Raw genomic sequence first — 26,860 nt, forward strand, 5'->3', positions numbered from 1 at the left:
AAGGTGAGCCGCTCGCTCGGCAGGTGCGTGATCGACTCCAGGTTCCCGGCATAGGTGAGCTTGTCCAGCACCGTGACATGGTGGTCCGTGTTGGCGATGACGTAGTGGACAAAGTTTGAACCGATGAAGCCGGCGCCGCCGGTGACAAGGAGTTTCTGCATGGAACCAGCCTACCGAACGTGGGGATCGTGCCTAGAACCGTCGCCGCGTCCTTCGGAAGGCTTCAAGCATTAGCCTGGCCAGCATGAACCGCGCCTTGACGATCTTCGACAAAGATCGCCAGCCCGCAGGGGTCTGGTTTTCGTCGTGGAGCCGCCGATAGACCGTGGAATCGTCGAGGTGGGCTATGGAGCCTGCGACGTTGCCACATATAGCCAGCCACAGGTCGTGCGACTCGCGGACATAGCTGGGGATGGGTGTGAAGAGCCCGACGGCGTCCCGGCGGAATCCCATCGCGCAACCGTAATATGCGCGATAGCCGACAAGCACGGCGAACAGGTTCGCCAGATGACGGCCAGAATCAGTGGAGCGCAACCGTGGAATCCAAGGCCGGGGTCCCCCGCCAAGAACGTCAAAGTTACTGGCCACGACTTTATGGGTATCAAGTGCCTGCAACATCTTGGTGAGACGACCGGGAATCCAGACATCGTCTTGATCCGAAAGGAAGACGAATTTTCCGACACTCAGGCCCACGGCTTCTTCAAACGTTCGGACGTAGCCCTTGTTCGAGGATGCCCTCACAAGGCGGACGCGCGGATCCTTGATGCTCCCGATAACGTCGGCTGTGTCATCGGGCGACGCGTCATCGACGACGACCACCTCGTCGTTGGGCCCGAGTTCGCTGAGAATCGAGGCGATCTGCTCTCCAACAAAACTTGTTCCCTTATACGTGGCCATGCAGATACTTGCACGGATTTCGCGCCCGTCCGCCGTCGTCGCATCGTTCATGCACAACACTCTATGGGACTCCGGTGTTCGCAAGGATCCCGTCTTCGTCATGCCTCTCGATAAGGACTGCCGGCCCTCATGATCGGCGCAGGACGTAACGACCGCGAAAATGAAAGATAGGATCATCGACTAAGGCAACTGGCGCGGACCAGCCAGGATCCCGCGAAGCAATTCGCAGGCCGTTGATATATTGGAGACCTATGGAAACTCATGACTCGACGCGGGTCCTCGTCATCATGCCCGCTTGGAACGAAGCCGAGTCTGTGGGCGATACCGTTCGAGAAGTGCTGGGAGTGGGACGCGCATACGACGTCCTGGTTGTCAACGACGGCTCCACGGACGACACAGCGGAGCTCGCAGCAGCTGCGGGCGCCACTGTCCTTAACCTTCCCTTCAATCTCGGCGTCGGCGGGGCAATGCGGGCCGGCTTCAAGTACGCCCAGCGCACTGGCTACCGCCGGGTTATCCAGGTCGACGCGGACGGCCAGCACGATCCAGAGCACATCGAAGAGGTACTGGCAGGGCTAAACCATGCCGACATCTCAATCGGAGCGCGGTTCGCGGACAAGGGAGCGTACAAAGTCAGCGGTCCGCGCAAATGGGCCATGCAGTTCCTCGCAAAGGTCATATCAGGACTCGCCAAGACGAGGCTAACGGATGTGACATCGGGTTTCCGCGCAGCGAATGAACGTGCCATCAGCCAATACCTCGACCACTATCCGGCCGAATACCTGGGCGACACCATCGACTCACTCGTCGTCGCCATTCGCTCAGGCTGTAGCGTGACCCAGATCCCCGTGGCTATGCGTCCCCGCCAAGGCGGAACACCCAGCCACAACCCGCTCAAAGCCGCAATCTACCTCGGGCGATCTGTGTTTGCCCTCTTGTTCGCATTGACCCGCAAAAGGTCACACATCACATCGGGTCACATTGCCGTTGAGGGGACTTCGTAAATGGGCAACCTAGCCGCATTCATTCTCTCCCTGGCAATTGTCGGCGTCGTCGTGGAGATGCTCCGGCGTAAGAAACTTCGTGAAAAGTACGCCGCGTTATGGCTGGTCGTGGGCACAGGCACCCTCATACTGGCCGCCTTCCCCAGCCTGCTGACAATCGTGACGCAGTTCGTCGGAGTGCAACTGCCCTCCAACCTCCTGTTCATCATCAGCATCTTGCTCCTATTGGGTGTCTGTCTGCACCTGTCATGGGAAATATCCGTCGTCGAAGACGAGACGCGCACACTCGCCGAAGAGGTCGCGATACTGCGAGCCCTCGTAGAGCAGCAAGCCGCCGCTAACCCCGCGAATGGCGACACCTCAAATACCACCACCTCGAAATAAGGACGCGAACAGCTCCCCATGGCACTGGACATTTTCATCCCATACTGGGGCGATGCAGCTTTGATGAAACAGGCTGTCGACAGCGTCCTGGCGCAAAACTCAAGCGACTGGTTTCTGACTGTCGTGGATGATGCATATCCGGATGACGAGGTGCGACGCTACGTTGAAGGCCTTGGCGACGCGAGGATCAAATACATCCGCAAGGACGTGAATGAGGGCATCACCGAGAACTTCAGGACTTGTGTGTCGCTCGCGACGCAGGACGTCCTAGTGGTCATGGGATGCGACGACAAGCTTCTTCCGAATTTCGTGGATGTTGTCCTCGGGGCCCACGAGTCGTTCCCTGAGGCTTGGATCATCCAGCCTGGTGTAACTGTCATCGATGAGAATGGGCAGACTGCCGAACCTCTCGCCGACGTCGTCAAGCAGCGCCTGGTCAAACCAAAGGGCACCGGCCAACGAATTGTCAGGGGCGAGCCTTTGGCGGTTAGCCTCCTGCACGGCGACTGGCTCTACTGGCCTTCACTGGCATTTCGCCGGGACAGGATCCAGGACTTCGACTTCCGGAACGGGTTGGCTGTCATACAGGATCTGGCGCTCGTCATGGATATGGTGTTGGCAGGCGCCGAATTGCTCATCGAGCCGGAGGTCTGTTTCGCCTATCGTCGACACATCCACAGCGCCTCGTCGGCCAAACTCGTGGACGGTACAAGATTTGACGGTGAGCGCACCTACTTCGGGCTCGCAGGTCGACTTTGCAGGGACAAAGGCTGGCCCGCTGCTGCCCGTGCCGCGGCTTTCCGGTTGACATCGCGGGCCCACGCCCTGTTGCTTTTGCCCCGGGCCGCTTCGCATGGCGGTGTGGAGCCCGTCACCTCCCTGCTCCGCCATGCATTTGGAAAGTGAGAATCGGATATATGACTCCTGAGCTGGACCAATCCCTTCGGCTTGCCAACGTCGCAGCAGTAGTCACCGCTTTCCGTCCGACACCGCGGTTGGTGGACAACGTGGCCTCACTCCTGAAGCAGCTATCCACAGTCGTCGTCGTCGACGACGGAGGAGGCTGCGGGTTCGACCACATCTTTGCGGCGGTTGCCGAGGCAGGTGCAGTGGTCCTCCGGTTGGAGTCGAACTCAGGGATCGCCACTGCATTGAACGCCGGAATCGCCCGTGCGCGGGATCACGAGGACGTCGAACACATCGTCACGGTGGATCAAGACTCGCTTCTACCAGCCGGGTACATCCAACAGCTGCTGGCCGCAGCGGCATCTGCCAGCTCTGCCGGGGTCCAGCCAGGGCTGGTTTCACCGGCGCGCATTCATGGAAACCCGGTGAAACGGGCAGGCACTAGGCGTGGTGTGGTGCTGGGCAAGGAACCCATCCAATCAGGACTGCTGATCCCGATCTCGACATTGGATGTCATCGGCCAATTCTGGGACGGACTGTTTATCGATCTGGTGGACACTGAATACTATTTCCGTGCGCTGGACGCAGGCCTGCCGACAGTACTTGCCGACACGGAATTCGATCATTCGCTCGGAACAATGGTTGATGCCAAGCTGTTCGGGCGAGCGGTTCGCCTCGGCGGCCGAAAGTTGCAGGTCCGGATCGCCGCAACGTGGCGCTACTACTACATTTTCCGAAACAGGATCCTCGTGGGCACGCGCTACGCACGTCGCCATCCGGTTTGGGTCATCGGCGGCATTTTGACCGATCTCCGGCATTTGGCGTACGTCAGTGTTCTCGCCCCCGGAAGGACAGCCCGGCTGGCATCAGCCGTCAGTGGCATAGTCGACGGCGTCCGCGGCAACAGCGGCCGAAAGCACCGGTAATCCGGGCTTGACGGTAGTCCGACGATATCGGGCCCGTTTTGCTGGGGACTGACGCGTAAGGAAAGATGTAGAGCATGCGTGGAATCATTCTTGCCGGTGGTACCGGATCTCGTCTGCACCCGATCACACACGGCATCAGCAAGCAGCTCGTGCCGGTGTACGACAAGCCAATGATCTACTACCCCCTGTCGACTCTCATTCTGGCGGGGATCCGCGACATCCTCATCATCACCACCCCCCACGACGCCGATCAGTTCCAGCGCCTCCTCGGCGACGGCTCGCAGTTCGGCATCAACCTCAGCTACGTTCAGCAGCCGTCCCCCGACGGCCTTGCCCAGGCATTCATCCTTGGTGCGGACCACATCGGAAGCGATACCGTCGCCCTCGTCCTCGGTGACAACATCTTCTACGGCCAAGGTATGGGGACGCAGTTGCGCCGACACGCCAACATCGACGGTGGCGCGGTCTTCGGTTACTGGGTTGGCGACCCCAAAGCGTACGGTGTCGTGGAATTTGATGAGACCGGGAAGGCTATTTCCCTTGAGGAGAAGCCCGCCAAGCCCAAGTCCCATTACGCCGTTCCGGGTCTGTACTTCTATGACAACGACGTCGTCGACATTGCCAAGAACCTGCAGCCCTCAGCACGCGGAGAACTTGAAATCACGGATGTGAACCGCACGTACCTCGAGAAGGAAAAGCTTCACGTCGAAATCCTTCCCCGCGGCACTGCGTGGCTGGATACAGGAACATTCAACGACCTCAACGACGCCTCCAACTTCATCCGTACTGTCGAGAACCGTCAGGGCCTGAAGATTGGCGCGCCCGAAGAAATCGCGTGGCGCCAAGGCTTCCTGACCGACGACGAACTCCGCCAACGCGCCGAGCCTCTGGTAAAAAGCGGCTACGGCCAGTATTTGCTCGGGCTCCTCGACGACTAGGGCTCAACATTCGCCCGTCGTCGCACGTCCTTAAGTTACAGGTGGGGTCCAATTGAGTTGGTATTCAACGCTTCCCGTTTTTCTTGCCAGCTTGGCAGTGCTCTTTATACCCGGGAGCTTGATTGCAGCGTCGCTGCGCCTCCGTGGCCTGACCTTCCTTGCGGTGGCACCGGTGCTCAGTGTCTTTACCGTCGCCGCTACTGCCATTGTCCTTCCCTACATGGGTCTCTCGTGGTCCCTGGCACCAGCCGTCGTCGCTGCCTTGGTCTTGGCGGCTCTTCTCTTCGCAGCGAGCTACCTCACCCGCGACCGACTCGCCGCACCATCACGGCTCCAATTCAAGCGGCCCACACCCGCTGTATATGTCGCGGTAACCGGCTTCCTCGTCGGCAGCCTTTCTATCGCAAGCGAACTCCACCAGGCTTTCGGCCGGCCGGACAACATATCGCAGACGTTTGACAACGTGTTCCACCTCAACGCGGTCCGCTACATCCTTGACACCGGCAACGGTTCGTCCTTGACCCTCACGAGCATGACAAACGGGGACAATCCGCCGTACTTCTACCCTGCGGCTTGGCATGACTTGGCGTCCCTCGTTGTGCAAATCACCGGAGCTCCGATCAGCGTTGCGGCAAACGTCCTAAACATCTGCATTGCAGCCGTAGTGTGGCCCCTCGGCTGCATGTTCCTGACGCAAGTCGTCACCAAAGGAAACGGCTACGTTGTTGGTGCCGCCGGTCTTCTCGCGGCAGGGTTTAGTGCTTTCCCCCTGCTGTTGTTGGATTTTGGCGTCCTCTACCCGAACTTCCTCGCGCTGAGTATGCTGCCGACGGCGTTGGCTGCCGTGGCCGTGTTTTTCGCGGCCGGCGACATCAGGAGGATACCGGCCCTCGCCCGTTTCGCCCTAGCACCCAGCCTTGCAGCAGGACTCGCAATTGCGCATCCAAACGGGCTCATGTCTCTCGTGGCCCTGTCAGCGCCGATTTTGCTCTTCAGCTATGTTCGATACTGCGTTCGACAACGTAGGCGAGCTCTCGGTTACCGGGGCATCATCGTCTTCGGCGTGGGATTGGTGGTCGCTTTTGCAGTCATGGCGGTCATGTGGAAGCTGATCCGGCCGCCGGCGGAGGCGTCCGGCTGGAAGCCGGTCCAGACTGTTGGCCAGGCGGTCGGAGAAGTCATGACAAACTCGCCGATGCATCACGCTCCTGCGTGGGCAGTGAGCGGCTTAATGCTTTTGGGAATCGCCGTCCTTGCGCGGAGACGGCATAACTTGTGGTTCTTGGTGTCGTTTCTCGTCTCTGCCGTGTTGTTTGTGGTCGTCTCCGCCGGTCCAGACCCGTGGTTCCGGAATGTGCTGACCGGTGTCTGGTACAACGACAGCTACCGCCTGGCGGCCTTGCTGCCGATTGTGGCAGTACCCCTATCAGCGATCGGTCTAGCCTGGCTGATCAAAAGGTGCCAGCTCTGGTGGTTCTCTAGCCGGGAGACTCGAAGTAAGTGGTTCGGAACACGGGACCGAGTGCAGGTTGTTGGTGCGATCGTCCTGCCTGTAGTGCTGCTCGCCATGGCCCTTGTGTTTCAAACGCTTCCTTTGGGTAGTTCCATAACCTCTGCTCGCAACATCTACTCGACGACTCCCAGCGCTCCCCTAGTGAATCAAGACGAAATGGCTCTTCTTGACGAGCTCGACAAGTACGTGCCACAAAATGCCACAATTGCGGTCAATCCTTGGAATGGCTCGGCAATGGCCTTCGCCCTTGCCGACAGAAACACAACATCCAAGCACACCCTTACGACGTACACGCCCGCGGTCCTCGTGGTGAACGATCGCCTCCGTGACGCTGTCAGCGACCCTGAGGTGTGCAAGGCAGTCCATGCGACCGGCGTCGGCTATGCTTTGAATTTTGGAACCCAAGAGGTTCATGGAGAGGACCACGGATTCAAGGGACTCTTGATTGAGAAAGCGACTCCAGGTTTCCAGCTACTAGCGCAGGTCGGTGAGGCGAAGCTCTTCAAAGTAACCGCGTGCGGTTAGTTTGAAGAGGCAGCTTCCTCCGAGGCCGAGCTCCGCAGGCCTCTGAGGAAGCCCGCGCCCGGATGATTCGTGACCACCTCAACGCCAAGACGCCCCGCCATAGGCGGGGCGTCTTGGACTCTCTCACGCGCTTAGACTTGGCTGCGTAGCTGCGCCACAGCCTCATCGATGGCTCCGTCAAACACGACATTTCCGTGTTTGAGCACCACACCTCGATCGCAAATGCGGGACACGAGTTCGAGGTCGTGGCTGACCACGACGAGGGTCTTCCCTGCCGCGGAAAGCTCCTTGATCCTGGCGAGGCACTTGCGCTGAAACGGCTCGTCTCCAACTGCCAGTATCTCGTCCACGAGGAAAACCTCCGGATCTGTGTGAACGGCGACTGAGAACGCCAGGCGAAGGTACATTCCAGATGAATAGAACCTGACCTCCGTGTCGATGAACTCGCCGATCTCGGAAAATTCCACGATGGAGTCGAATTGTTCGTCGATCTGAGCTTCAGTCATCCCCAAGATCGCGCCGTTCAGGTAGACGTTCTCCCGGCCCGACAGGTCATGATGGAACCCGGCGCCTACCTCGATAAGGCCGGCAACTCTGCCCCGCGTGCGCACAGATCCACTATCGGGCAACATGACACCTGAAATGTGCTTGAGCAGCGTGGACTTGCCGGACCCATTCAAGCCCAACAACGCCACAGTCTCACCTTGTTGGATTTCAAGATCGACATTGTGAAGAGCGTGGAACTTCTTCGAGATGTCGCCCTTACGGCCGGTGACAAGCCAGACAATTGCTTCCTTGAGGGAGCGCGTATGCCTCAGCACGAACTGCTTATTCAGTTTCTGGACTTCGATTGCAACAGACATCGTCACAGCTCCTGCGCGAATCGGCCCTCAAGCCTGCGGAATACCCACTGGCCGAGAACGAGAACTGCAAGGGAAACCACGATTCCCACAGGGACCCAAAGGGGCAGAAGATTCGGCGGCATGGGGGCCGTTTCATCGGTGGTTGGAAGCCAGAAGGCATAATGAAACGCCTCCACGCCGATCGTAATGGGATTGACTTGGTAAACGGCGTACCAGCTCGCGCCGAGTTTGCTCTGCACCATGGTCCACGAGTACATGATGGGAGAGGTCCACGTCGCAACCATCAGCAGCATGTCCACGATGTTCTCGGAGTCCCTGAAATAGACATTCGCAGAGCCAAAGAGGAGGCCTAAACCGGTAGCCAACATAGCTACGATCACGAAACCCGCGACGGCTGCGACGAGCTGCAGCAGGCTCGGGTGCCACCCTGCGAAGACACAGGCGACAACCAGGACAATCAACTGCGGAATGAAATGTACGGCCGAAACCCAGACAGAGGCAACGGGGAATAGCTCACGCGGCAGGTAGATCTTCTTGATGAGGCCACCGTTGCCCACTATGGAACGTGCAGCGTTGCTGAGCGCCTCCGTGAAAAAGTTGATCAGGACGATTCCGGAGAACAAGTACACTGCGTAGTTGGCCAGGCCGTCCGGGTTTCGAGCGCTCTTCTCAAGTCCTAGAAATACGCCCAAGGCAATGTAAAAGACGAGGAACTGAACGCCCGGCTTTACGTAGGACCAAAGCAGCCCAAGAACCGAGCCCTTGTAGCGGATCTGCAGTTCTTTCCGAACAAGGAGTTTGAGCAGGAATCGCTGTCTGAACACGTCCGCGAGCCCGCCCCCGACGCCCGGACGGACGAGAGGGGCGGTCTCGCTGAAGCCACTCGCAGTTGTCACCCGTTGGCCTTTTCCTGCGGAGTCGTGGTGGTCACCGCGTCGAAAGTCTCGCGCCACGCCTGCTGCGACGTGAACTCGGGCAGGCTCCGGGAATACTCCTCGGAAAGCTTTTCCCAGTCCTGGAGAAGTTGCTGGTGGAGCTTGATGCTGCGGGCCATCATATTGCGGAAATGCTCAGGATGGCGCTTGTACCAAGATGCACCGGTTCCGTCCGCGGACGAGACAATTGCCGAGTCCAGCTGGGACAGTCGCCACCAGCGGGCATCCATTGCCGGAACGAGGGCCTCTGGGTGCTCCAGGGCTCCCGGCCTTACGCTTTGCACCTGACGAACCCCTGCTGATGCAGCTGTCGCGAGGGCAGCGAAAATTGACTTCGGGGAAGACGGCTTCTTTCCACGCTTGGGTGGCTTCACGCGCCTTACTTGCGGGAAGGTTGCTACCTCTTTTGTGATCCGGGCATCATCGAAGTCCGCACGTCGCGCACGAATTTCGGGGAGCTTGGTCCGAATTGTCTGGTGCAAGTGCGAAGGTCCCTTGAGCAGGTCCTCAAGGGCGTCCAAGCGAAGCTCGACCGCCGAGTACTGCATCGACAACAAGTGCTTGACATCCACCATGAAACTCTGGCGCGGCAGGAATCCGCCCTTCTTGTAGGGCGAGTAGACCAGGGCGGCAAGCCAGCGGTTTCGCTGGTGGAAGTAGGCCTGCCAGTCGATGGTGTCATCCTTTTCAGTCCACGGCATGTGCCAGACAGCGGCCCCCGGGAGGGTGACTGTCGGGTAGCCGTGGCGGCGGGCCCGGATGCCGTATTCGGCGTCGTCCCACTTGATGAATACCGGAAGAGACAGTCCGATGTCGCGGAGAACACTGGTCGGGATCAAACACATCCACCAGCCGTTGAAGTCCACGTCGATCCGGCGATGCATCCACGGCGTGGTGCGAAGGTTGCTCGCGGAAAAGTCATGCGCTTCTTTTGTGCTCTCGACCGCGCCCCATTGGAACTTGTACTCGTTCACTTCCTCGCCGAAGCTGTGCATCACCGAGCGTTCGTACAAGTTGAACATGTGACCGCCCACGATCGACGGCTTCCGCGTGAAGTCAGCGAAGTTGATAGCGCGCAACACGCCCTCTGTTTCGATGATCACGTCATCGTCCAACAGCAGGACGTACTTGCTCCGGCCGTCTTCAACCGTCTCGTGCATGCCGCGCGCAAAACCACCCGAACCACCGAGGTTGCCCTGCTCAATGAGTCCGAACTTGTCCCCGAGTCGAGCGGCTGCCTCTTCGAAGCCTTCCTGGTCCCGTACCTTCTGCGTACCTTGGTCCGTGATCAGGAGCCGGTCCATCACCTCGAGAAGCTCGGGGGAATCGGCAAATGTCGATAGGTGCTTGACGCAGAAATCGGGGCGGTTGAAAGTGGTTACCGCTACCGTGGCGGTGCCGGCCTCGAATCCTTCAGGCTTCTTTACGGACCATTCGGCGCCAAGGAGTTTGACCTGCTCAGATGAAGCCACGAGGTCAAACCAGTACCAGCCGCCGTCGCCGAAGTTGGCCAACGGCAGGACGACGTCTACCGGCCGTCCTGCGTCTACGCTGATGCTTTCAACCCTGTTGGAAGTACCCCTCGCACTGGACCGAAGAATGACAACGGTTGCCGGTGCGTCGACCGCGACCGTGAGGCGCACACTGGTGATATCCGTGTGCGCCCGCCAGTAGCTCGCGGGGAACGCATTGAAGTACGTTCCGAAGGAAAGCCGCCGATAGGCCGGCAAGTGCAGCTGGCGCCGGTTCTCGATGAAGTCTGAGCGGATCTTTGCCCCGCTCGACGTAACGGCAGTGACGCCCGAACCGGATTTGGATGTCTGCGATTCTTCAGACACAACTCGCTGGGCTGCGTTAAAGTCCAGGTACAGCGGAAGGGTGTCGGTGTCGCCGTCCGTCGGAAAGACAACACGATGGACGGTCTGCCAATCTTCGCCCAGTCCGGGCGTAGCGCCCTGGTTCATGGGCTCTGTTGAAACGCTCATGCGTCCACTCCTCCGCTTTCAATTTCTGCGCCGCTTTCGAAGTGCGGACGGATCTTGTTGTCAAACATGGACAGGGCAGAACCGATGGCCATGTGCATATCGAGGTACTTGTAGGTGCCGAGGCGTCCGCCGAACAGCACGTCCTTTTCAGCGGCTGCGAGATCGCGGTACTTCAGCAGCTTTTCGCGGTCATCCGGGGTGTTGATCGGGTAGTACGGCTCATCGCCGCTTTCGGCGAACCGGGAAAATTCGCGCATGATGACGGTTTTCTCCGTCTGGTAGCCACGCTCCGGGTGGAAATGGCGCGGCTCGATGATCCTGGTGAACGGGACGTCGTCGTCGTTGTAGTTGACAACGGACGTTCCCTGGAAGTCGCCCATGTCCAGGACTTCTTCTTCGAAATCGATGGTGCGCCAGGACAGATCGCCAGCGACAAAGTCGAAGTAGCGGTCCACAGGTCCTGTGTAGACGACCGGAATTTTGCCGACAACTTTGTTCTTTGAATACTCCTGTGATTCGTCAAAGAAGTCCGTGTTCAGGCGAACTTCGATGTTCGGGTGCTCGGCCATCTTCTCGATCCACGCCGTGTACCCGTTGGTCGGCAGGCCCTCGTACTTGTCGTTGAAGTACCGGTTGTCGTAGTTGTACCTGACAGGAAGACGCGAAATGATGCCCGCCGGGAGATCCTTGGGGTCCGTCTGCCACTGCTTGCCGGTGTAGTGCTTGATGAATGCCTCGTACAGCGGGCGGCCGATCAGCTGGATGCCCTTGTCATTGAGATTCTGAGGATCGGTTCCCGCGAGTTCGCCAGCCTGCTCCCTGATCAGGTCCTGCGCCTGGCCCGGAGTCAGGTTGGCACGGAAGAATTGGTTGATTGTAGCCAGGTTGATGGGAAGGGAGTAGACCTCGCCCTTGTGCACGCCGTACACCTTGTGCACGTAGTTTGTGAAGGTCGTGAACCGGTTGACATACTCCCACACTCGCTCGTTTGAAGTGTGGAAGAGATGCGCGCCATAGCGGTGCACCTCGATTCCTGTCTGCTCTTCCGTTTCGCTGTAGGCGTTGCCACCGATGTGGTGCCGGCGGTCAATGACAACAACCTTCAAGCCCAGCTCAGTGGCGGCCTGTTCTGCGATTGTCAGGCCAAAAAAGCCCGACCCGACGATGACGAGGTCAGCGGTCACAAATACTCCTGGTTCGAATGCGGGCAGCCTAATGATCTGCATTGGCTGCAGGTCAAGCCTACCTGAGATGCCGCATCCAATTGCCGCCGCGGCCGTTCGCTGCCCCGCGAGCACGGCGTTTTCCACATAGGCCAACTGCCCAAGAACACCCGGCCCACATCCCAAATATCGTGGATGAACAGCAGTCGCGCGAGCCGAAGGAGCGGACACAGTGACACTCCATTGCACCCTCGTCCGGGCCCCAGGGGCCTTACGGCAAGGTGAACCCGTCGAGCTCGCCATAGCCGTGGGCAACGGCACCCCCGGCGCCGTCGTCGAGGCCGCCGTGGCGGCCGAGTTCGGAACTGCGAGACTGACGGTCGATGGGCTACCGCTCGGCGGTCTCGCCGTTGGCTCGGCGCCGCTCATGTCCGGAGCTGTGTTGGTCGACGGGGCCGATCCGGAGGCACGGGATACCCCTAACAGCAAACGCGGTCCCGCGGCTCTGTCCTTGCTCGTGCACGCCGGACCTGCCGCGGGCCTGGTGATTCCACTGGAACGTGGCAGTTACAGGATCGGCAGGAGCGACGCGGACATTTGCCTCCCGGATCCTGATGTTTCCCGGGTTCACGCCGTGCTGACGATCTCCGAGACAGCAGTCACAATAAGGGACAACAACAGCGCTAACGGAACAATGGTCGATGGACGCAAAGTCCGCTCCTCTTCTCTCTCAACCGCTTCCACGATCCGTTGTGGCGGCTCCGTCATGTCAGTGGTCTTCGGCAACGAAGAATTCGGAGCGGATTCCCTGGGGGCAGCTGGCCTGGGCGTCGCCGAGCCGATTGTGGTTCTTCGGCGCCACGATGCCGGCAACCGCACGCAACTTCTCCTCACGGCCGGACTTCCGTTCCTGCTGGGAGTTGGAATGGCACTCGCCACTGGCATGTGGATGTTCCTTGGATTCACCGCAATTTCTGCCATCGCGGTCCTTGCCCCGGCAATATCGGGAAGACGTGAGCGCCGCCTTCTGGCTGCCGCGATCGCGGCGGCCGTCGAACAAGACCGAGCCCGACGACGGCGATGCTCACCGTCCGCTGCGGAGCTCGCCTATGCCGTCAGCTCAACTGCTTCCTCCTCAGGAGAACTCGGGCGAATGCAGTTTACGCCCCCAAAAACCAGTACAACGGAAGGAACGGTGGTCCGCCGCGATATCTGGCTCCGGCTCGGAACCAGTGTGCAGAACGCCTTGGTTGCACTCGATCCCGCGGATCCAAGCTTCGAGCCACCTCAGTTGGGCCCGGTGCCGGTGGCCCTGGATCCCTCTATCCAAGCAGTTTCACTCACGGGACCTGACGCCATCGTGGAAGGAATGTTCAGCTTTCTGCTCATGCAGCTGGCGGCCTTTCCCAGCGCGACCAACGTTCCTGTCCTCATACACGGACCGATTGCCTTCTTGCCGTCCAGCGCCCGTTTCCTCCCCCGCGTTACCTTGACCACGGACGCCTCTTCAGCAGCAGCTGTTCTTTCGGCGCCCGCGGAAAGATCAGGAGCACTGTTTCTGGTGGGGCCCGAACAGGATCCCGCCGTCGGCCCACTCCGGTTAGCGGCGATCGAGTCTGGCTGGAGAATCTTCCAACGCTCGGCGAGCGGCGATGAAAGCGATTACGTAGTCGATCTGTGGAACAGGCGCGCAGTCCTCCGCTCGTGTCTTTCAGAGACGGAATTCGATCCTGACCTTGTCCCGCGCTCGGTCTTTGACCTCTACTGTCGCTCCTTGGCAAGAGCGCCCGGCCTTACGGCAGAAAGGGCGCCGCTTGTCCCGTCTACCTGCCAGCTGGCTGACCTGCTTCCCTTTGAGCCCTCTGACATCGCAACCCGCTGGCACGCTTCTTCAGTACGCAGAGGGCTTTCAGCGGTCATCGGACGAGGAGCCGACGGTCCCCGGTCCCTGGACCTGGTTTCGGATGGCCCGCATCTCCTCGTTGCTGGAACAACGGGATCGGGCAAGTCCGAACTTCTGCGCACAATAGTGTCGGCGATCTCGCTGACCCACAGCCCGGACCGGGTCAACTTCCTGTTTGTTGATTTCAAGGGAGGTTCGGGACTCGGGCCATTGGTCGACCTCCCGCAATGCGTCGGAATGCTCACGGACCTCAGTGAACACGAGCTCGAACGTACCCTCACGTCCCTCCGTGCCGAGGTTCGGATGCGGGAGGGGATCCTCGCGAAGGCCGGTGTCCCTGATTTGCCCGCATACTGGGCCAACGTCGGGGGAACCGGGGGTGGGGCAGCAACGGGACGAAGAAACCAATTTCCAGTGCTGCCCCGTCTGGTCCTTGTGATCGACGAATTCAGGATGCTCATTGAAGACGCCCCTGATGCCTTGGCCGAATTGATGCGGATCGCCACCCTGGGCCGGTCTCTGGGCATCCACCTGATCATGGCAACCCAACGTCCACAGGGTGCACTGAGTGCGGACATCCGGGCGAACGTCACCACCAGCATTGCTCTTCGCGTCCAATCGGAAATGGAATCCCGGGACGTCATCAACTCGGCCGCAGCGGCATCGATTCCCGTGTCCCTGCCTGGCCGCGCGTACATGGTCCGCGGAGTGGAAGATGCCGAGCCCTTTCAGTCAGCGACTCTCTCCGGTAGCGAAAAGGCCCCGTCACTCACGAAGACCATTGCCCGGCCGGCGGCAGGGTCGCTCCGCTTCAGCGGTTGGTTCGAAAGCGCCGAGGCAGAGACTCAGGCTGTGGAGGCAACGCCCGCGGAAGCCGCCCGCCCCATCATCAAAGCAATCAACCGGGTTTGGGACGTCCACGGGGGTAGACCGCTCCGGACACCTGTTGCACATCCCCTTCCTGAGTCCATCCCGTTTCCCGAATCCCTTGGCAGGACGGCAACGACAAGCAAGCACGCGGCAAGCAGAACGAGGGCAGGCCCGACGGCCTACCTTGGCTTGGCCGACTTCCCGACGCAGCAACGAGTCGCCGGCCTGTGCTGGAGTCCGCTCGTCCACGGGAATCTTGGACTCGTTGGCCCTTCTGGAAGCGGAATTGAAGATGCCTGTCGGGCAACAGCGGCGCAACTTGTTGGAGGTGCGGAGGAACTCCATCTCTACGTCCTTGACGGAGACGGCTTGTTCACTGATGTGGGAGCCCAGGGACGCGTGGGTGCGGTTGCCACCGTCAACGACATCAGAAGGGGCGTCCGCATCCTGGAGAGGCTCGCGGCCGAAATGTCGGCGCGGCAATCCCTAGGGACCGTCGTCGGGCAAGTCCCTCTTTTCCTCGTCATATCAAGCTGGGGTTCGTGGGTCTCTGAGTTGCGCGCAGGGCCCCTGGCCTGGGCCGAAGACCTTGTCCATGCAATCGTCCGCGATGGACCGAAGTCAGGACTGGCCGTTCTTGTCACGGGCGACCGCGAACTGACGGCGTCGCGCATGTTCGCGTCAATCCCCAACCGCGCATACTTTCCCGCCGGAACCACAGAAGAAGGGCGGTTGGCGTGGCCCCGTTTCGCGGCAATGAAGGCCCTGAGGGGTCGGGCCGTCGTGGGCGGCAACTTCATAGAAGTCGACACTGCAGTCGCCCAGCTAGTGGCACCCCTGCCAAATGCGGCCTGGCCGTACTGTGTGCCCTGTCAGCCTGGTCGGCACCCATTCCGGGTGGATCCCTTGCCGCAACTCATCCGCGCTTCGGATCTCGCGGCGGACAACCAAACAGAAGCCGTCGCCCATTCCCCCGCTCGCGGGCCGGGATCGGTGCTCATCGGCGTGGGAGGGGACGAAAACGAACCTGTTTGGATCACACTGCCGCGATCAGCCGTCCTCCTCGCTCTCGGTACCCCGGGTTCAGGCAAGTCGTCCTTGCTCACCTCATTGGCTCAGCTCAATCCAGGCCGTGAATGGCGGACGCTACCCCAAGGTGCCGATCCTGATGCCTTTTGGGCCGAATTCCACCGGGACGCCAGCCGCAAGCTCGTGGGTCCGGAAGTCGTCCCCCTCGTGGACGACGCCGAACGCCTCAGCATCGAAACCGGTATTCTCCTGGCCGAACTTCCCGGTATGGGTTTCTCCGTCGTCGCAACTGCGGGTCACAGCCCGGCCCTTCTGCACCGGACGCCCCTTGCCTCCCTGGCCAGAAACCACGGAAGCGGAATTCTTCTGGGCAATGGCTCGCCTACAGCCGGGGACTTCTTCGGCGTGCGCCTCGACATTGAACACGCGGCACCGCCGGGTCGTGCTGTTCTCATCGAGAACGGACAAACACGTGCCCTCCAGGTCGCCGCTCCGGACTCGGAAGTAGCACCGGACTCGGAAGCCGCACCAAAGTGAAAACGGTCAGAGGGCGGCGCGGGATCCGCCCGCTCGGGACGCGAAGGCAATGACCCGCTTGTCGAACAAGAAGACAATCCCGGCCAAAGCCGGCACCACCATGGCAAGACCGGCGAGAACCAGCCCTCCAGTCAAAGTGGGAAAGCCGATCGTCAGGGCGAACAGTTGGGCAACCAACGCTGGCGCCCGGGTCCAGCGGTAGCCACGGAACAGGAAATGTCCCACGGCAAACAGCAACGCAGAAAAGGCCAGCAGGAGGCCCAGGGTGAACACGGCTCCCCAGAATGAGGCCACCGGAGCACCAGTCACCAACTCGTATATATACAGCACCCCGGCGGTCAATAGTGCGAGGGCTTCCAGCACAACCACGATCGAAATAACAACGATTCCTACGGGACGCGTTCCTCCGCCGGATGTCCGGCCAAAGTTGTCGCGGCCGGTCCCTCGGCTGTCGTCGCCGGGCGCTGCTGGGTCATGGTTAGGGTTCAGAGGGGGTCTTGACACACTGGCACACTACCGGACATAGTCGAATACCTGTGAGTAGCCCGGCGGCCAGTGTGATGCATCGCTCACGGTTTCAAAGGCTTGAACCCCTTGTTTACATGGCGTTAACATGACACGCTTGACTCAGACGACCAAGGGGGCCCAATGGGTCCCCTTTCCTATGAAGCCTCTCGTGAATATTTTCACAAAAGGCTTAACTAGTACTCACGAATGGAGTGACTGATCAGCATGGATTGGCGTAACCGCGCAGCCTGCCTTGACAAGGACCCGGAGCTTTTCTTCCCAGTAGGCAACACCGGCCCTGCGCTTCTCCAGATCGAGGAAGCGAAGAGTGTCTGCCGCCGCTGTCCCGTCGTGGACACATGCCTTCAGTGGGCGCTTGAATCGGGCCAGGACGCTGGCGTCTGGGGCGGTATGAGCGAGGACGAGCGACGCGCGCTCAAGCGCCGCGCCGCCCGCGCCCGCCGCGCTTCCTAAGCGTCTGGGACCCACAAAGCACAGCGCCTGAGGCAAAGAGAACATACGAAGATGGCCCGGACCGAAAGGTCCGGGCCATCTTCGTATGTCTGTCGCGTCTACCGACAGAGCGCGTCGCGAGCGGCCGGCATCAGCTTCGCACCAGGTTCAGGACGATCTCGACGGCGGTGCCACCGCCGTCGCGCGGCATCCACTGGATGCTGCCACCCAACTCGCTCGTGACAAGTGTCCGCACAATCTGAAGGCCGAGGCCCTCCGTGTAGGACCCCTCGGGCAGACCGACCCCATCATCGGCAATCGTCACCGTCAGGAGTTCATCGCCGCGCTCCCCCGTGGAACGATCGGCCATCAGCCATACTGTTCCGGCCCGTCCTTCAAGACCGTGCTCCACGGCATTTGTCACGAGCTCATTGATAACCAACGCAAGAGGCGTGGCGAAGTCGCTCGGCAATTCCCCGAACAGGCCGGCGCGCTCGGTCCGGACGTGCTGCGAAGGGGACGCTACTTCCGCCGAAAGCCGGAACTGACGTCCGATGAGTTCGTCGAAATCAACGCTCTGAGTGAGCCCCTGCGAAAGCGTCTCGTGCACCAGCGCAATCGTCGCCACTCGCCGCATTGCCTGCTCCAGGCCCTGCTTCGCCTCATCGCTGACCATCCGCCGCGACTGCATGCGCAGCAAAGCAGCCACTGTCTGCAGGTTGTTCTTGACACGGTGGTGGATTTCACGAATCGTCGCGTCCTTCGTCACCAGCTCGAGCTCGCGGCGTCGCAGCTCGGAGACGTCGCGGCACAAAACCAAGGCACCGAAGCGATGCTTTTCATCGCGCAACGGAATCGCGCGCAGTGACAAGCTGACTCCGCGGGACTCGATTTCGCTTCTCCACGGCATCCGACCGGTCACGACCAGCGGCAACGTCTCGTCCACCATCCGCCGGTCCTTGAGGAGTCCTGCGGTTACTTCCGCGAGGGACCGCCCTTCCAAGGTTTCCACCTCGCCGAGGCGGCGGAACGCGGAGACGCCGTTCGGACTCGCATACTGCACGATGCCGTCGGCGTCGAGCCTGATGAGGCCGTCACCCACGCGGGGAGCGCCGCGGCGGGAACCCGTCGGCGAAGCGAAGTCCGGCCACAGTCCCAGCGTTCCCATGCGGAGCAGATCGTAGGCGCATTGCCTGTACGTGAGTTCCAGGCGTGAAGGCATCCGTGAACTGGAAAGGTCCATATGGGATGTGACGACCGCAAGGGTCCGTCCGTTCCTGACCATGGGCACCGCTTCTACCCGCAAGGCCATCTCGCTGCTCCAGCTTGTTTCGCTGGATCGTTCGATGGAGCGGCTGGACCACGCCTTGTCGACTATCGGTCGCAGATCCGAGCGGATGCCTTCCCCGACGAAGTCCGCATGAAACACGGTGTGGCTCGTCGACGGCCTGACGTGGGCAAGCGCGATGTAACCGAATTCAGGGTGCGGAAACCATAGGGCCAAGTCCGCGAACGCCAGGTCGGCGACCATCTGCCAGTCGCCGACCAGGAGGTGCAGCCATTCGGCATCTCCAGGCCCGAAATCAGCGTGCTCCCTGATGGGGTCTGTAAAGATTGCCACTGCACCTCCATATAACGCCGGGGCTTGTCCCTAGCGTCGAACGATTGACCTCAAGAGCCTCAATGCTACCGACAGAGAGGCCATGTCGTCGGCCTCCAACGCGTTGACCTCGTCAAACATGCTCTTCGCGCGTCCCAACTGCTCGGCGTTGAGATCCTCCCAAGCCCGCAAACGAGCCTCGGCGTCCAGTCCGGCGTCGTCGGTAGATTCGAGCACTGACGTCGTCATGTCCGCCACGGTCGAGTAGAGGTCGTCGCGCAGGGCTGCACGGGCAAGAGCTTGCCACCTGTCATCGCGCGGCAGTGCTGTGATTCGCTCCAGCAATGAATCGACGTGGAAGCGGTCGAACACCGTGTAGTAGACGTGGCTGACTTCTTCCACACGGGCTTCCCGGCTTTGCGCGATCTTGGCGATGTCCAGGAGCACGAAGCTCTCGAAGAGCTCGGCCCAGCGATGGGCAAGCTCATCCGGCAGGCCCCACGCACGCGCCTTTTCAAGCCAAGCGGTGACGCGCTCTTTGTCGCTGCCGCGTAGGTAGTCGAGTACCCTGGCCCGCATCGGGTCCATCATCGGCTTGAATTCGGCGACGATCTCCGAGATCGGCTTCGACGCGTTACCTTGGCTGAGCAACCAGCGAACGGCGCGGTCCAGGAGCCTTCGGATGTCGAGGTGGACGGTGCTCCAGTGTTCCGTGGGGAACGAAGCAGGCAAGGCATTGAGCTCCCGCACCATCGAGTCGAGTTCGTAGATCTCTCGAAGGGCCACGAACGCCTTCGCGACGGCGACCTCGGTAGCCGAAGTCTCCTCCATGGTGCGGAAGGCGAAGGTGATGCCGCCCAGGTTGATCATGTCGTTGGCCACCACGGTCGCGACGATTTCACGACGCAAGGGATGGGTGTCCAGTTCGGCGTCGAAACGTTCGCGGAGCTGCTTCGGGAAGTAGGAGCGAATCGTCTTACGGAACCAGGGATCATCCGCCAGATCGCTTTCGCGCAAGGCCGAGCCCAATTCGATCTTGGCATATGCGGCGAGGACAGACAGTTCCGGGGACGTCAGGCCCTGGCCCTGTTCCAGCCGCTCACGAAGAGTGTCGGTGGTCGGTAGCGCTTCAAGGTCCCGCTTGAGGTCGGCGGACTTCTCCAACCAGTCCATGAGGCGCTCGTAGCTCGGGCTCCATTCGGCGACGCGTGTGCGGTCGTTGAGCAACAGGATGTTTTGATCGATGTTGTCTTCGAGCACAAGGCGCCCGACCTCGTCGGTCATGTCGGCGAGGAACGATGTGCGCTCGGAAACGTCCAGCTTCCCGGCGGCAACCATCCGGTCCACGAAGATCTTGATGTTGACCTCATGGTCGGAACAATCCACGCCGGCAGAGTTGTCGATCGCATCGGTATTGAGGATGACGCCTTGCAATGCGGCCTCGATGCGTCCGCGCTGCGTCATTCCGAGGTTGCCGCCTTCGCCGACAACCTTGACCCGAAGCTCGCGCCCGTTGACGCGGATGACGTCGTTTGCCTTGTCCCCCACCTCGGCGTGGGACTCGGTGCTGGCCTTGACGTACGTTCCGATCCCGCCGTTGTACAGGAGATCGGCCGGAGCCAGGAGTATTGCACGCAGAAGTTCCGGAGGACTCAGCTGGACCGTTCCGTCCGGCAGGCCGAGGGACCTGCCGACCTCCGGCGAGATCGGGATGACCTTGGCCTGGCGGGGGAAGACCCCGCCACCTGCGCTGATGAGCGAGCGGTCGTAGTCATCCCAGGAAGAACGGGGCAGCTCGAAGAGACGCCGCCGTTCGGCGAAGGACGAAGCCGCATCCGGCGTCGGGTCGAGGAAAATGTGGCGGTGGTCGAAGGCGGCCAGCAGGCGGATGTGCTTGGAGAGCAGCATCCCGTTGCCGAACACGTCGCCGGACATGTCGCCGACGCCAACCACGGTGAATTCCTCAGTCTGGGTGTCAAGGTCCAGCTCGCTGAAGTGTCGCTTGACCGACTCCCATGCACCTCGGGCCGTAATGGCCATGGCCTTGTGGTCGTATCCGATGGAACCACCGGAAGCGAATGCGTCCCCCAGCCAGAAGCCATACTCGGCGGCCAGGCCGTTGGCAGTGTCCGAGAAGGTTGCCGTGCCCTTGTCCGCGGCCACCACCAGGTACGAATCGTCGTCATCCTGACGGACGACGTCCGACGGCGGCACGATCTTCTCGCCGTCCGCTGTGGTCACCAGGTTGTCGGTGAGGTCGAGGAGGCCGCGGATGAAGGTCTTGTAGCTTTCGATGCCTTCCGCCATCCACGCGGCGCGGTCAAGTGCCGGATCCGGAAGTTGCTTCGCGAAGAATCCGCCCTTGGCGCCGGTCGGCACAATCACGGCGTTCTTGACCGTCTGTGCTTTGACCAGCCCGAGGATCTCGGTCCGGAAGTCTTCACGGCGGTCGGACCAGCGCAAGCCGCCACGGGCTACCTTGCCGAAGCGCAAGTGAACGCCTTCAACGCGGGGCGAGTAAACCCAGATCTCGTACTTGGGCCTCGGGAACGGCAGGCCGTCGATCGCGGTGGGATCGAGCTTGAAGCTGACGTACGACTTGCCCTGGAAGTAGTTCGTGCGCAGCGTCGACTCAATGAGGTTGACGAACGTCCGCAGGACCCGGTCGGCGTCGAGCGTAGCCACCTGGTCAATTGCTTCGGCCAATGTGGCGCGGGCGCTCTCTTGGCGGGCCGGACGCGCGGCGTCAGGCGAAGAAGGATCAAAGCGGGCCCCGAACAGGTCAATCAGGCCGCGTGCAACCTCCGGGTTCGCAAGAAGGGTATCCGCAATGAACTCGAAGGAGTTGGTGTTCCCCATCTGGCGCATGTACTTCGCATAGGCGCGAAGCATGACAACCTGCCGCCAGTGGATACCTTCCCGGAGTACGAGCCGGTCGAAACTGTCGGATTCCACCGCACCCGTCACTGCGGCACTGAAGGAGTCCGCCAAGAGCTGGCCCGTGGCCACGGGATCGACACCGGCGGGGTACTTCAGGCCAAGGTCGTAGAGGAAGAAGTCGCGGTGGTCGGCAGTCTCAATCTCGAATGGTCGCTCGTCGAGAACCTCGAGGCCAAGATTGTGGAAGTACGGCAGGATCTGGCTCAGGCTCTTGGGTTCCAAGAGGTAGAGCTTGACGCGCGCATCCTCTTCGAGGAGTTCGCCGGCGCCGCTGGGCAAATAGACATGCACTCCGGGGACCGCCTGGACAGCGACGGCGTCGCGGTCGGTTGTGGCGGCATACTTCTCGAAACGGCCAATGTCCTTGAGTGCGTCTTCGACTTCGTAGTCGACCCGGTAGCCGGCGGGGAACGCATCAGCCCACAGGGCGGACAGCCGCTCGGCATCCAAACCGCTGGTGTTCTCGCGGAGCACCTCGGCAATTCCTTCAGCCCAGGACCGAGAAGCCCGGACAAGCCGCTTTTCGAGTTCACCGGCGTCGACGTCGCGAAGCTCAGCCTCCCGCGGCAGCCGGATACGGAAGAACACCCTCGAGAGTGCGGACTCCGTGATCCGGGCCTCGTAGTCGATGCTCTCGGCTTCGAAAGTCTCGCGGAGCTCCTGCTCAATCCGCTGCCGGACGTTGGTGGTGTAGCGGTCACGGGGCAGGTAGACCAGTGCCGACATGAACCGTCCGTAGATATCCGGGCGCAGGAAGAGCTTGGTGCGGCGCCGCTCCTGCAGACGCTGGATACCCAAAGCCGTTGCGGCCAGATCCTCGGTCTCGATCTGGAAGAGTTCATCACGCGGGTAGGTCTCGAGAATACCGACGAGGTCCTTGCCGGAATGGGAGTCCTGCGGGAAACCGGCTGAGCGGAGCACGGCGTCGACCTTTTCCCGAACGATGGGGATGTTCCTTACGGAACCGGTGTACGCGCTCGTGGCGAAGAGGCCGATGAAGCGGCGCTCACCGTTGACGTTGCCTGCAACATCGAAGCTCTTGACACCGATGTAGTCCAGGTATGCGGGACGGTGCACGGTGGACCGCGAGTTGGCTTTGGTGATGACCAAGGCACGCTTCTCGCGCGCCTTCCTGCGTCCGGCGTCGGTGAGGTGCTGGATTTGGTGCGGGTGGTCCCCTGCCCTCAGGAGTCCCAAGCCGCTCTCTTCGCGCAACTCAAGGACGTCTTCACCGTTCTCGGTGATGAGGTCGTATTCCCTGTAGCCGAGGAACGTGAAGTTGCCGTTGTCCAACCAACGCAGAAGGTCCTGCGCTTGCCTGAGCTCCGCGATGTCTTCCGGGTGGGCCACCTTGTCCAGGGATGATGCCAGCTCAAGCGCCTTCGTGCGCATCTTGGGCCAGTCTTCGACGGCGGCGCGGACGTCGTTCAGGACGCGGTGGATTCCGTCCACGAGTTCCTTCTGGAAGTCGTCGGCCACCCTGTCAACCTCGACGGCGATCCACGACTCCATGTGGGAGACGTTGTCGCCTTGGGCGATCAGATGGGCGATATTCGGCATTGCCGCGGTGTCACCGCTTGAGATGCCAATGTTCGACGGCACCCGGGCAATGTCGGACAGGTCGCCCGTGAGGTGGTCACGCGAAACCACGAAGAGTGGGTGCATGACAAGCCGGATAGCGCAGTTCTGGCGGACGAGTTCGGCGTTCACCGAGTCCACCAGGAACGGCATGTCATCTGTGACGATGTACAGAATGCTGCGATCACCCTCGTTGGCAATCTTGACCTTGGCGGTGCCCGGCTTTCGGCTCTGTCCCGCTTCCCGGTGGGCCGCTGCCCTGGAGGTCAATTGCTCGGCAGCGTATCCGCGGGCGTCCTCCTCTGCGAGATGCTCGTAGTAGTCTCCGAAGAACCCTTCCCGGACTACTGCAGGTTTAGAACGATCCTCCACGCTGGATCCTGACGACATCGACAAACGCCTCCATCACATCTCGATTGCTGCGTCCTTGCAGCCCACATGGCGAGCCTAACGCTTTAGGCGTTGCCTTGCTCTGGAATATGCGACAGAGGATTTGCCATTTTGCTGGACAGGTGCACAGACCATTTTTGCGATTGCTAGCCGCAAGGCAGATTCGGGGGCAGATTCGAAGAGCACGGCACCGGACAACAACGCCGCGTCGCAGGCTTCCGGATCGGATGGAAGGAATACCTCGATGCCATGGCCGGGGCCGTACCGTTCCCATGCTTCGCGGAGCTCACGCTCGGGCGACCGGCCCGCGGATGCTGCCCGAACTTTGTTCAGGACCACCCGTGGAGCCGCGTGCGGGACTGCCCGTTCAAGTTCCGCGAGCCCACGCACGAGTCGCGGAACCCCGACGGCGTCGGCCGCGCCCACGGCGTAAACGGTGTCCGCCAGTTCGATACTGCGTAGTGTTGCGGCATTGCGTCGAGGGGCCATGGTGTCGAAGCTGAGTTCCTCGTCGGCTTCAAGGCAGAAACCTGCGTCGACCACGACGACGTCCGCGATCTCCTTGGCGAGTTCAAGTACGGAGGAGAGCGCGCCAGCCCGGAGCTCCGTCCACCGGTCCGCGCGCGTAATGCCGGTAAGAACCCGGAAACTAGTAGCTTTGGCGAAGACAGGCGCGGCGATCCGCTTGAGCGATTCGGCGTCCAGCAATCCTTGATCCGCCAGTCGACAAGACTGTGCCAGTCCGGCGGATTCGTCCAGTAAGCCCAGCGATGCCGCGACACTGGCCCCGTAGCTGTCTGCATCGAGAAGGATCACTGACTTGCCTTCAGCCGCCAGCTCTGCAGCAATGTTGACAGCCACAAGAGTCCTGCCCGGCGCCCCGGTGGGCCCCCAGACCGCGATGATCCGGCCAGCACCTGCCGGTGCCCGTTCCGGTTCTTCCGCCGCTTCGGTGGGACGGAGTTCTGCGGCGGTGTCGGCAAACTCGGAATCCCGAGGCTCCGCGCGTCGCCTTCCTTGTCCGGGCAGCTGGCCTACGGCATCGGAGATCCTGGAAGCCAGAGTTGCCGAATCAACATCCAGCGACGCTGTCACGACGCCGATGCTCCGCAGGCGGCTCTCCTCCCCTGCGTCGTCGCTCAGGGCAACGATGGACACTCCGACAGCCGCCAGCCGGTCGACCAACGATGCCGTCAGTTCCTCAGCGCCTTCGGCTATGACCGCGGCACGCGCGAGACCGCTTTGGCAAACAGCCAGAAGTTCCGCGAGTTCGCCGCACCGGCGCACTACCGTGACCGGCCCATGGAGCCGCTCTAGTCCCCCCCACCAAGTCCTCCCGGGACTGCCCGACTGTGACAACGGGGATGCTCATGTGCCGGCACCGCCCGGATTCCAAACCACAGCTATCTTCGCTTTGTTCGCCTGCGCTCCAAGAAGTTTCGGCATGTGCTCATCGGTCACTAGGACCAGAACCACTTTCTCCTTGGACGCCCCGAGCGTGGAGGCGCCTTCCGTGATCTGGGCGATCTCCGCACCGGGCAACAGCAACTGTGGCGTGCCGAAACCGTTGCGCGCATCGGGGAGGGCTACCCAAACGTCAACGCGGGATCCTGCCACCGCTTGGGAAGGCAGTGACTCCTGGATCGCGATCGCCACAGGTTTGCGGTTCAGGGAGTCCGCGGCCCCCAGACTCTCCTGCGGAACGAGTTGGTTCTTGGCAATTCTTTGAACGGCAACTTTTCCTTCGGGCAGGCCATCCGCGAGAGTCACGTAACTGGACTCAACGTCGTCGAGCCGGACTTTGACTATCGCAAGATCGTCCTTGCTGACTCTCTGGCCCACGGCAATCGACTCGCGCGCCGCATACACCTGGATGGTACGGTCCGCGCTTCCAACGAGGGCGATGACTCCAGCCAGTGATGCCAAGACCAGGAGAACCCCCACCAAAAGTCGCGGATCCCTCCATGACGGTTTCCTGAGCCGCGCTGCAGCGGCCGCGGTAGTTACACCCATCCTGCTTCCCCCATTGCATAGTTAGTCGGCGACGACCTCCAGTGGCCCCTATTCTGACCGCATGTTGGTCCCTTTCGAAAGCCAAAAGCCTCAAATTACGTCAACTGTGGATAACCCCGGCAAGTGGGTCGAACAGTGGCAAAATGGATGCATGCCCCGATTCCTCACCCTGGCTGATGTCGCCGAACAGCTTCAGATCAACTCTCCGCAGGCATACGCCTTGGTGCGCAGCGGAGAACTCAAGGCCATCCAAGTGGGTGGCAGGGGCCAGTGGCGCGTCGAAGAGAAGATGCTGGAGCAGTACATCGAGGAACGCTACGCCGAGGCCAGCAGGATAATCCAAGAGGCCAAATCCAAGTCCTCCTGATCTCCGTCCAGGGCCCCAGGACGGCGGCGGGGAGGCTGGCCGGGCTAGAAGTCCTGGCCCCGCAATGAACGCAGCGCGGCAAGCGACTGGAATGGAACTGTCGCCACAGACACGACGTTGCCGGACCGGCGGACTTCGCCCGGCAGCATGACGGCGAGATCAAAGTGGTCCTTGCCCACGCGATCAATGACGCCCCGCATCGTCTGCTCATCACGCGCCAACTCAAGCAGATGAACCACCAGTTCCGCCCTGTCGCGGGCCAGCATTCGCAATGCGCTGGCCAAGCCAAGCCGCTGTGACGCCTTAGATCGGCCTGCCCGAACCTGCCGGCCCAGGCCCTGATACGCCAATGCGGCCGTTACAGGCACCAACCACTGGTGGCGACCATCGTCAAGGACCAACGATTCGCTTCCGACATGACTAAGCGTCCCGGACACCTGCGTCCCGGACCGGAGCTTCACATCAATCTTCTGGCCGATTGCTCCACGCAGCCTGTCTGAGACCTCGATTCCGGCCATCTCCACCCGTGCCCGCTCTGAAATTTCGGATTCAAGTCCCAGCAATCGTTCAGAGGTCAGTTGTGCCTCCATGTCTTCAAACAGAGCATCCCAACGCATTGCGTCAGCGTAAGCGG

Annotated in this window: 20 protein-coding genes and 1 pseudogene; 9 read left to right on the forward strand and 12 right to left on the reverse strand. The window is 61.1% G+C overall.

What is annotated here, in order from left to right; genetic code table 11:
* Together AC1DJW_RS00005 and AC1DJW_RS00010 are read right to left on the reverse strand one after the other, a co-directional pair.
* The coding region (locus AC1DJW_RS00005) for an NAD-dependent epimerase/dehydratase family protein (RefSeq protein WP_476900578.1) at positions 1 to 161 on the reverse strand (161 nt) is incomplete at its 3' end.
* A 31-nt stretch (positions 162 to 192) separates the two neighbouring features.
* The gene (locus tag AC1DJW_RS00010) at positions 193 to 948 is read right to left on the reverse strand and encodes a glycosyltransferase (protein WP_476900467.1); all 756 of its coding nucleotides are present in this window, start codon (positions 946 to 948) and stop codon (positions 193 to 195) included.
* A gap of 200 nt (positions 949 to 1,148) precedes the next feature.
* On the opposite strand from AC1DJW_RS00010, the gene AC1DJW_RS00015 reads away from it, so the two are divergent.
* From AC1DJW_RS00015 to AC1DJW_RS00040, 6 genes are all read left to right on the forward strand, one after another.
* Positions 1,149 to 1,901 (forward strand): glycosyltransferase family 2 protein, encoded by a 753-nt coding sequence (locus AC1DJW_RS00015; protein WP_284751298.1) that lies wholly within the window; start codon positions 1,149 to 1,151, stop codon positions 1,899 to 1,901.
* Positions 1,902 to 2,285, forward strand: coding sequence for a DUF2304 domain-containing protein (locus AC1DJW_RS00020; protein ID WP_284751299.1), 384 nt, complete (start codon positions 1,902 to 1,904; stop codon positions 2,283 to 2,285). It abuts the gene before it with no gap.
* Between the two features lie 18 nt (positions 2,286 to 2,303).
* On the forward strand, positions 2,304 to 3,191 hold the full coding sequence (locus AC1DJW_RS00025) for a glycosyltransferase family 2 protein (RefSeq protein ID WP_284751300.1): 888 nt from the start codon (positions 2,304 to 2,306) through the stop codon (positions 3,189 to 3,191).
* A gap of 11 nt (positions 3,192 to 3,202) precedes the next feature.
* Positions 3,203 to 4,117: a glycosyltransferase gene (locus AC1DJW_RS00030; protein ID WP_476900468.1), complete on the forward strand. Its 915-nt coding sequence runs from the start codon at positions 3,203 to 3,205 to the stop codon at positions 4,115 to 4,117.
* 74 nt (positions 4,118 to 4,191) lie between these two features.
* Complete coding sequence (gene rfbA, locus AC1DJW_RS00035) at positions 4,192 to 5,055, forward strand: glucose-1-phosphate thymidylyltransferase RfbA (protein WP_284751302.1); 864 nt, start codon at positions 4,192 to 4,194, stop codon at positions 5,053 to 5,055.
* A gap of 97 nt (positions 5,056 to 5,152) precedes the next feature.
* Complete coding sequence (locus AC1DJW_RS00040; RefSeq protein ID WP_350225121.1) at positions 5,153 to 7,093, forward strand: DUF6541 family protein; 1,941 nt, start codon at positions 5,153 to 5,155, stop codon at positions 7,091 to 7,093.
* 131 nt (positions 7,094 to 7,224) lie between these two features.
* Here the strand turns inward: AC1DJW_RS00040 and AC1DJW_RS00045 are convergent, their stop codons facing one another.
* From AC1DJW_RS00045 to glf, 4 genes are read right to left on the reverse strand one after another with little or no spacing between them, the layout of a single operon-like run.
* Entirely contained in the window at positions 7,225 to 7,956 is a 732-nt protein-coding gene (locus AC1DJW_RS00045) for an ABC transporter ATP-binding protein (RefSeq protein ID WP_284751304.1), read from the reverse strand.
* A 2-nt stretch (positions 7,957 to 7,958) separates the two neighbouring features.
* Positions 7,959 to 8,852, reverse strand: a complete 894-nt coding sequence (locus tag AC1DJW_RS00050) for an ABC transporter permease (RefSeq protein WP_284751305.1) — start codon at positions 8,850 to 8,852, stop codon at positions 7,959 to 7,961.
* Positions 8,849 to 10,876 (reverse strand): glycosyltransferase, encoded by a 2,028-nt coding sequence (locus AC1DJW_RS00055; RefSeq protein WP_284751306.1) that lies wholly within the window; start codon positions 10,874 to 10,876, stop codon positions 8,849 to 8,851. The genes AC1DJW_RS00050 and AC1DJW_RS00055 overlap by 4 nt, the downstream gene beginning before the upstream one ends.
* Entirely contained in the window at positions 10,873 to 12,060 is a 1,188-nt protein-coding gene (gene glf / locus AC1DJW_RS00060) for a UDP-galactopyranose mutase (RefSeq protein ID WP_459341157.1), read from the reverse strand. The genes AC1DJW_RS00055 and glf overlap by 4 nt, the downstream gene beginning before the upstream one ends.
* Positions 12,061 to 12,271: 211 nt before the next feature.
* On the opposite strand from glf, the gene AC1DJW_RS00065 reads away from it, so the two are divergent.
* Positions 12,272 to 16,378: an FtsK/SpoIIIE domain-containing protein gene (locus AC1DJW_RS00065; protein ID WP_476900469.1), complete on the forward strand. Its 4,107-nt coding sequence runs from the start codon at positions 12,272 to 12,274 to the stop codon at positions 16,376 to 16,378.
* Between the two features lie 6 nt (positions 16,379 to 16,384).
* Here the strand turns inward: AC1DJW_RS00065 and AC1DJW_RS00070 are convergent, their stop codons facing one another.
* Entirely contained in the window at positions 16,385 to 16,882 is a 498-nt protein-coding gene (locus tag AC1DJW_RS00070; protein ID WP_390279195.1) for a hypothetical protein, read from the reverse strand.
* Between the two features lie 228 nt (positions 16,883 to 17,110).
* Here AC1DJW_RS00070 and AC1DJW_RS00075 point away from each other — a divergent pair, with 228 nt between their 5' ends.
* Positions 17,111 to 17,359 (forward strand): WhiB family transcriptional regulator, encoded by a 249-nt coding sequence (locus tag AC1DJW_RS00075; protein WP_003804966.1) that lies wholly within the window; start codon positions 17,111 to 17,113, stop codon positions 17,357 to 17,359.
* A gap of 130 nt (positions 17,360 to 17,489) precedes the next feature.
* Here AC1DJW_RS00075 and AC1DJW_RS00080 read toward each other — a convergent pair whose 3' ends face one another.
* The 4 genes and pseudogenes from AC1DJW_RS00080 to AC1DJW_RS00095 all read right to left on the reverse strand — a co-directional run bounded on the left by AC1DJW_RS00080 (position 17,490) and on the right by AC1DJW_RS00095 (position 25,859).
* Positions 17,490 to 18,959, reverse strand: coding sequence for a sensor histidine kinase (locus AC1DJW_RS00080; protein WP_284751309.1), 1,470 nt, complete (start codon positions 18,957 to 18,959; stop codon positions 17,490 to 17,492).
* A gap of 30 nt (positions 18,960 to 18,989) precedes the next feature.
* On the reverse strand, positions 18,990 to 23,846 hold the full coding sequence (locus tag AC1DJW_RS00085; RefSeq protein WP_476900470.1) for an NAD-glutamate dehydrogenase: 4,857 nt from the start codon (positions 23,844 to 23,846) through the stop codon (positions 18,990 to 18,992).
* Between the two features lie 57 nt (positions 23,847 to 23,903).
* Positions 23,904 to 25,218: pseudogene (locus AC1DJW_RS00090) on the reverse strand (CpaE/TadZ family protein).
* The gene (locus AC1DJW_RS00095) at positions 25,215 to 25,859 is read right to left on the reverse strand and encodes an SAF domain-containing protein (protein WP_390279202.1); all 645 of its coding nucleotides are present in this window, start codon (positions 25,857 to 25,859) and stop codon (positions 25,215 to 25,217) included. The pseudogene AC1DJW_RS00090 and the gene AC1DJW_RS00095 overlap by 4 nt, the downstream one beginning before the upstream one ends.
* A gap of 151 nt (positions 25,860 to 26,010) precedes the next feature.
* Here AC1DJW_RS00095 and AC1DJW_RS00100 point away from each other — a divergent pair, with 151 nt between their 5' ends.
* On the forward strand, positions 26,011 to 26,226 hold the full coding sequence (locus AC1DJW_RS00100) for a helix-turn-helix domain-containing protein (protein WP_059387549.1): 216 nt from the start codon (positions 26,011 to 26,013) through the stop codon (positions 26,224 to 26,226).
* A gap of 44 nt (positions 26,227 to 26,270) precedes the next feature.
* On the opposite strand, the gene AC1DJW_RS00105 is transcribed toward AC1DJW_RS00100, so the two are convergent.
* The gene (locus AC1DJW_RS00105) at positions 26,271 to 26,843 is read right to left on the reverse strand and encodes a hypothetical protein (RefSeq protein WP_390279204.1); all 573 of its coding nucleotides are present in this window, start codon (positions 26,841 to 26,843) and stop codon (positions 26,271 to 26,273) included.
* Between the last annotated feature and the right edge of the window lie 17 nt (positions 26,844 to 26,860).

It is taken from the genome of Arthrobacter sp. 05L417 (assembly GCF_056397865.1).

Coding starts and splice junctions, on each gene's coding strand:
- AC1DJW_RS00010 (WP_476900467.1), bottom strand. CDS start 948: ATGAACGATGCGACGACGGCGGACGGGCGCGAAATCCGTGCAAGTATC.
- AC1DJW_RS00015 (WP_284751298.1), top strand. CDS start 1,149: ATGGAAACTCATGACTCGACGCGGGTCCTCGTCATCATGCCCGCTTGG.
- AC1DJW_RS00020 (WP_284751299.1), top strand. CDS start 1,902: ATGGGCAACCTAGCCGCATTCATTCTCTCCCTGGCAATTGTCGGCGTC.
- AC1DJW_RS00025 (WP_284751300.1), top strand. CDS start 2,304: ATGGCACTGGACATTTTCATCCCATACTGGGGCGATGCAGCTTTGATG.
- AC1DJW_RS00030 (WP_476900468.1), top strand. CDS start 3,203: ATGACTCCTGAGCTGGACCAATCCCTTCGGCTTGCCAACGTCGCAGCA.
- rfbA (WP_284751302.1), top strand. CDS start 4,192: ATGCGTGGAATCATTCTTGCCGGTGGTACCGGATCTCGTCTGCACCCG.
- AC1DJW_RS00045 (WP_284751304.1), bottom strand. CDS start 7,956: ATGTCTGTTGCAATCGAAGTCCAGAAACTGAATAAGCAGTTCGTGCTG.
- AC1DJW_RS00055 (WP_284751306.1), bottom strand. CDS start 10,876: ATGAGCGTTTCAACAGAGCCCATGAACCAGGGCGCTACGCCCGGACTG.
- AC1DJW_RS00075 (WP_003804966.1), top strand. CDS start 17,111: ATGGATTGGCGTAACCGCGCAGCCTGCCTTGACAAGGACCCGGAGCTT.
- AC1DJW_RS00085 (WP_476900470.1), bottom strand. CDS start 23,846: ATGTCGTCAGGATCCAGCGTGGAGGATCGTTCTAAACCTGCAGTAGTC.
- AC1DJW_RS00095 (WP_390279202.1), bottom strand. CDS start 25,859: ATGGGTGTAACTACCGCGGCCGCTGCAGCGCGGCTCAGGAAACCGTCA.
- AC1DJW_RS00100 (WP_059387549.1), top strand. CDS start 26,011: ATGCCCCGATTCCTCACCCTGGCTGATGTCGCCGAACAGCTTCAGATC.
- AC1DJW_RS00105 (WP_390279204.1), bottom strand. CDS start 26,843: ATGCGTTGGGATGCTCTGTTTGAAGACATGGAGGCACAACTGACCTCT.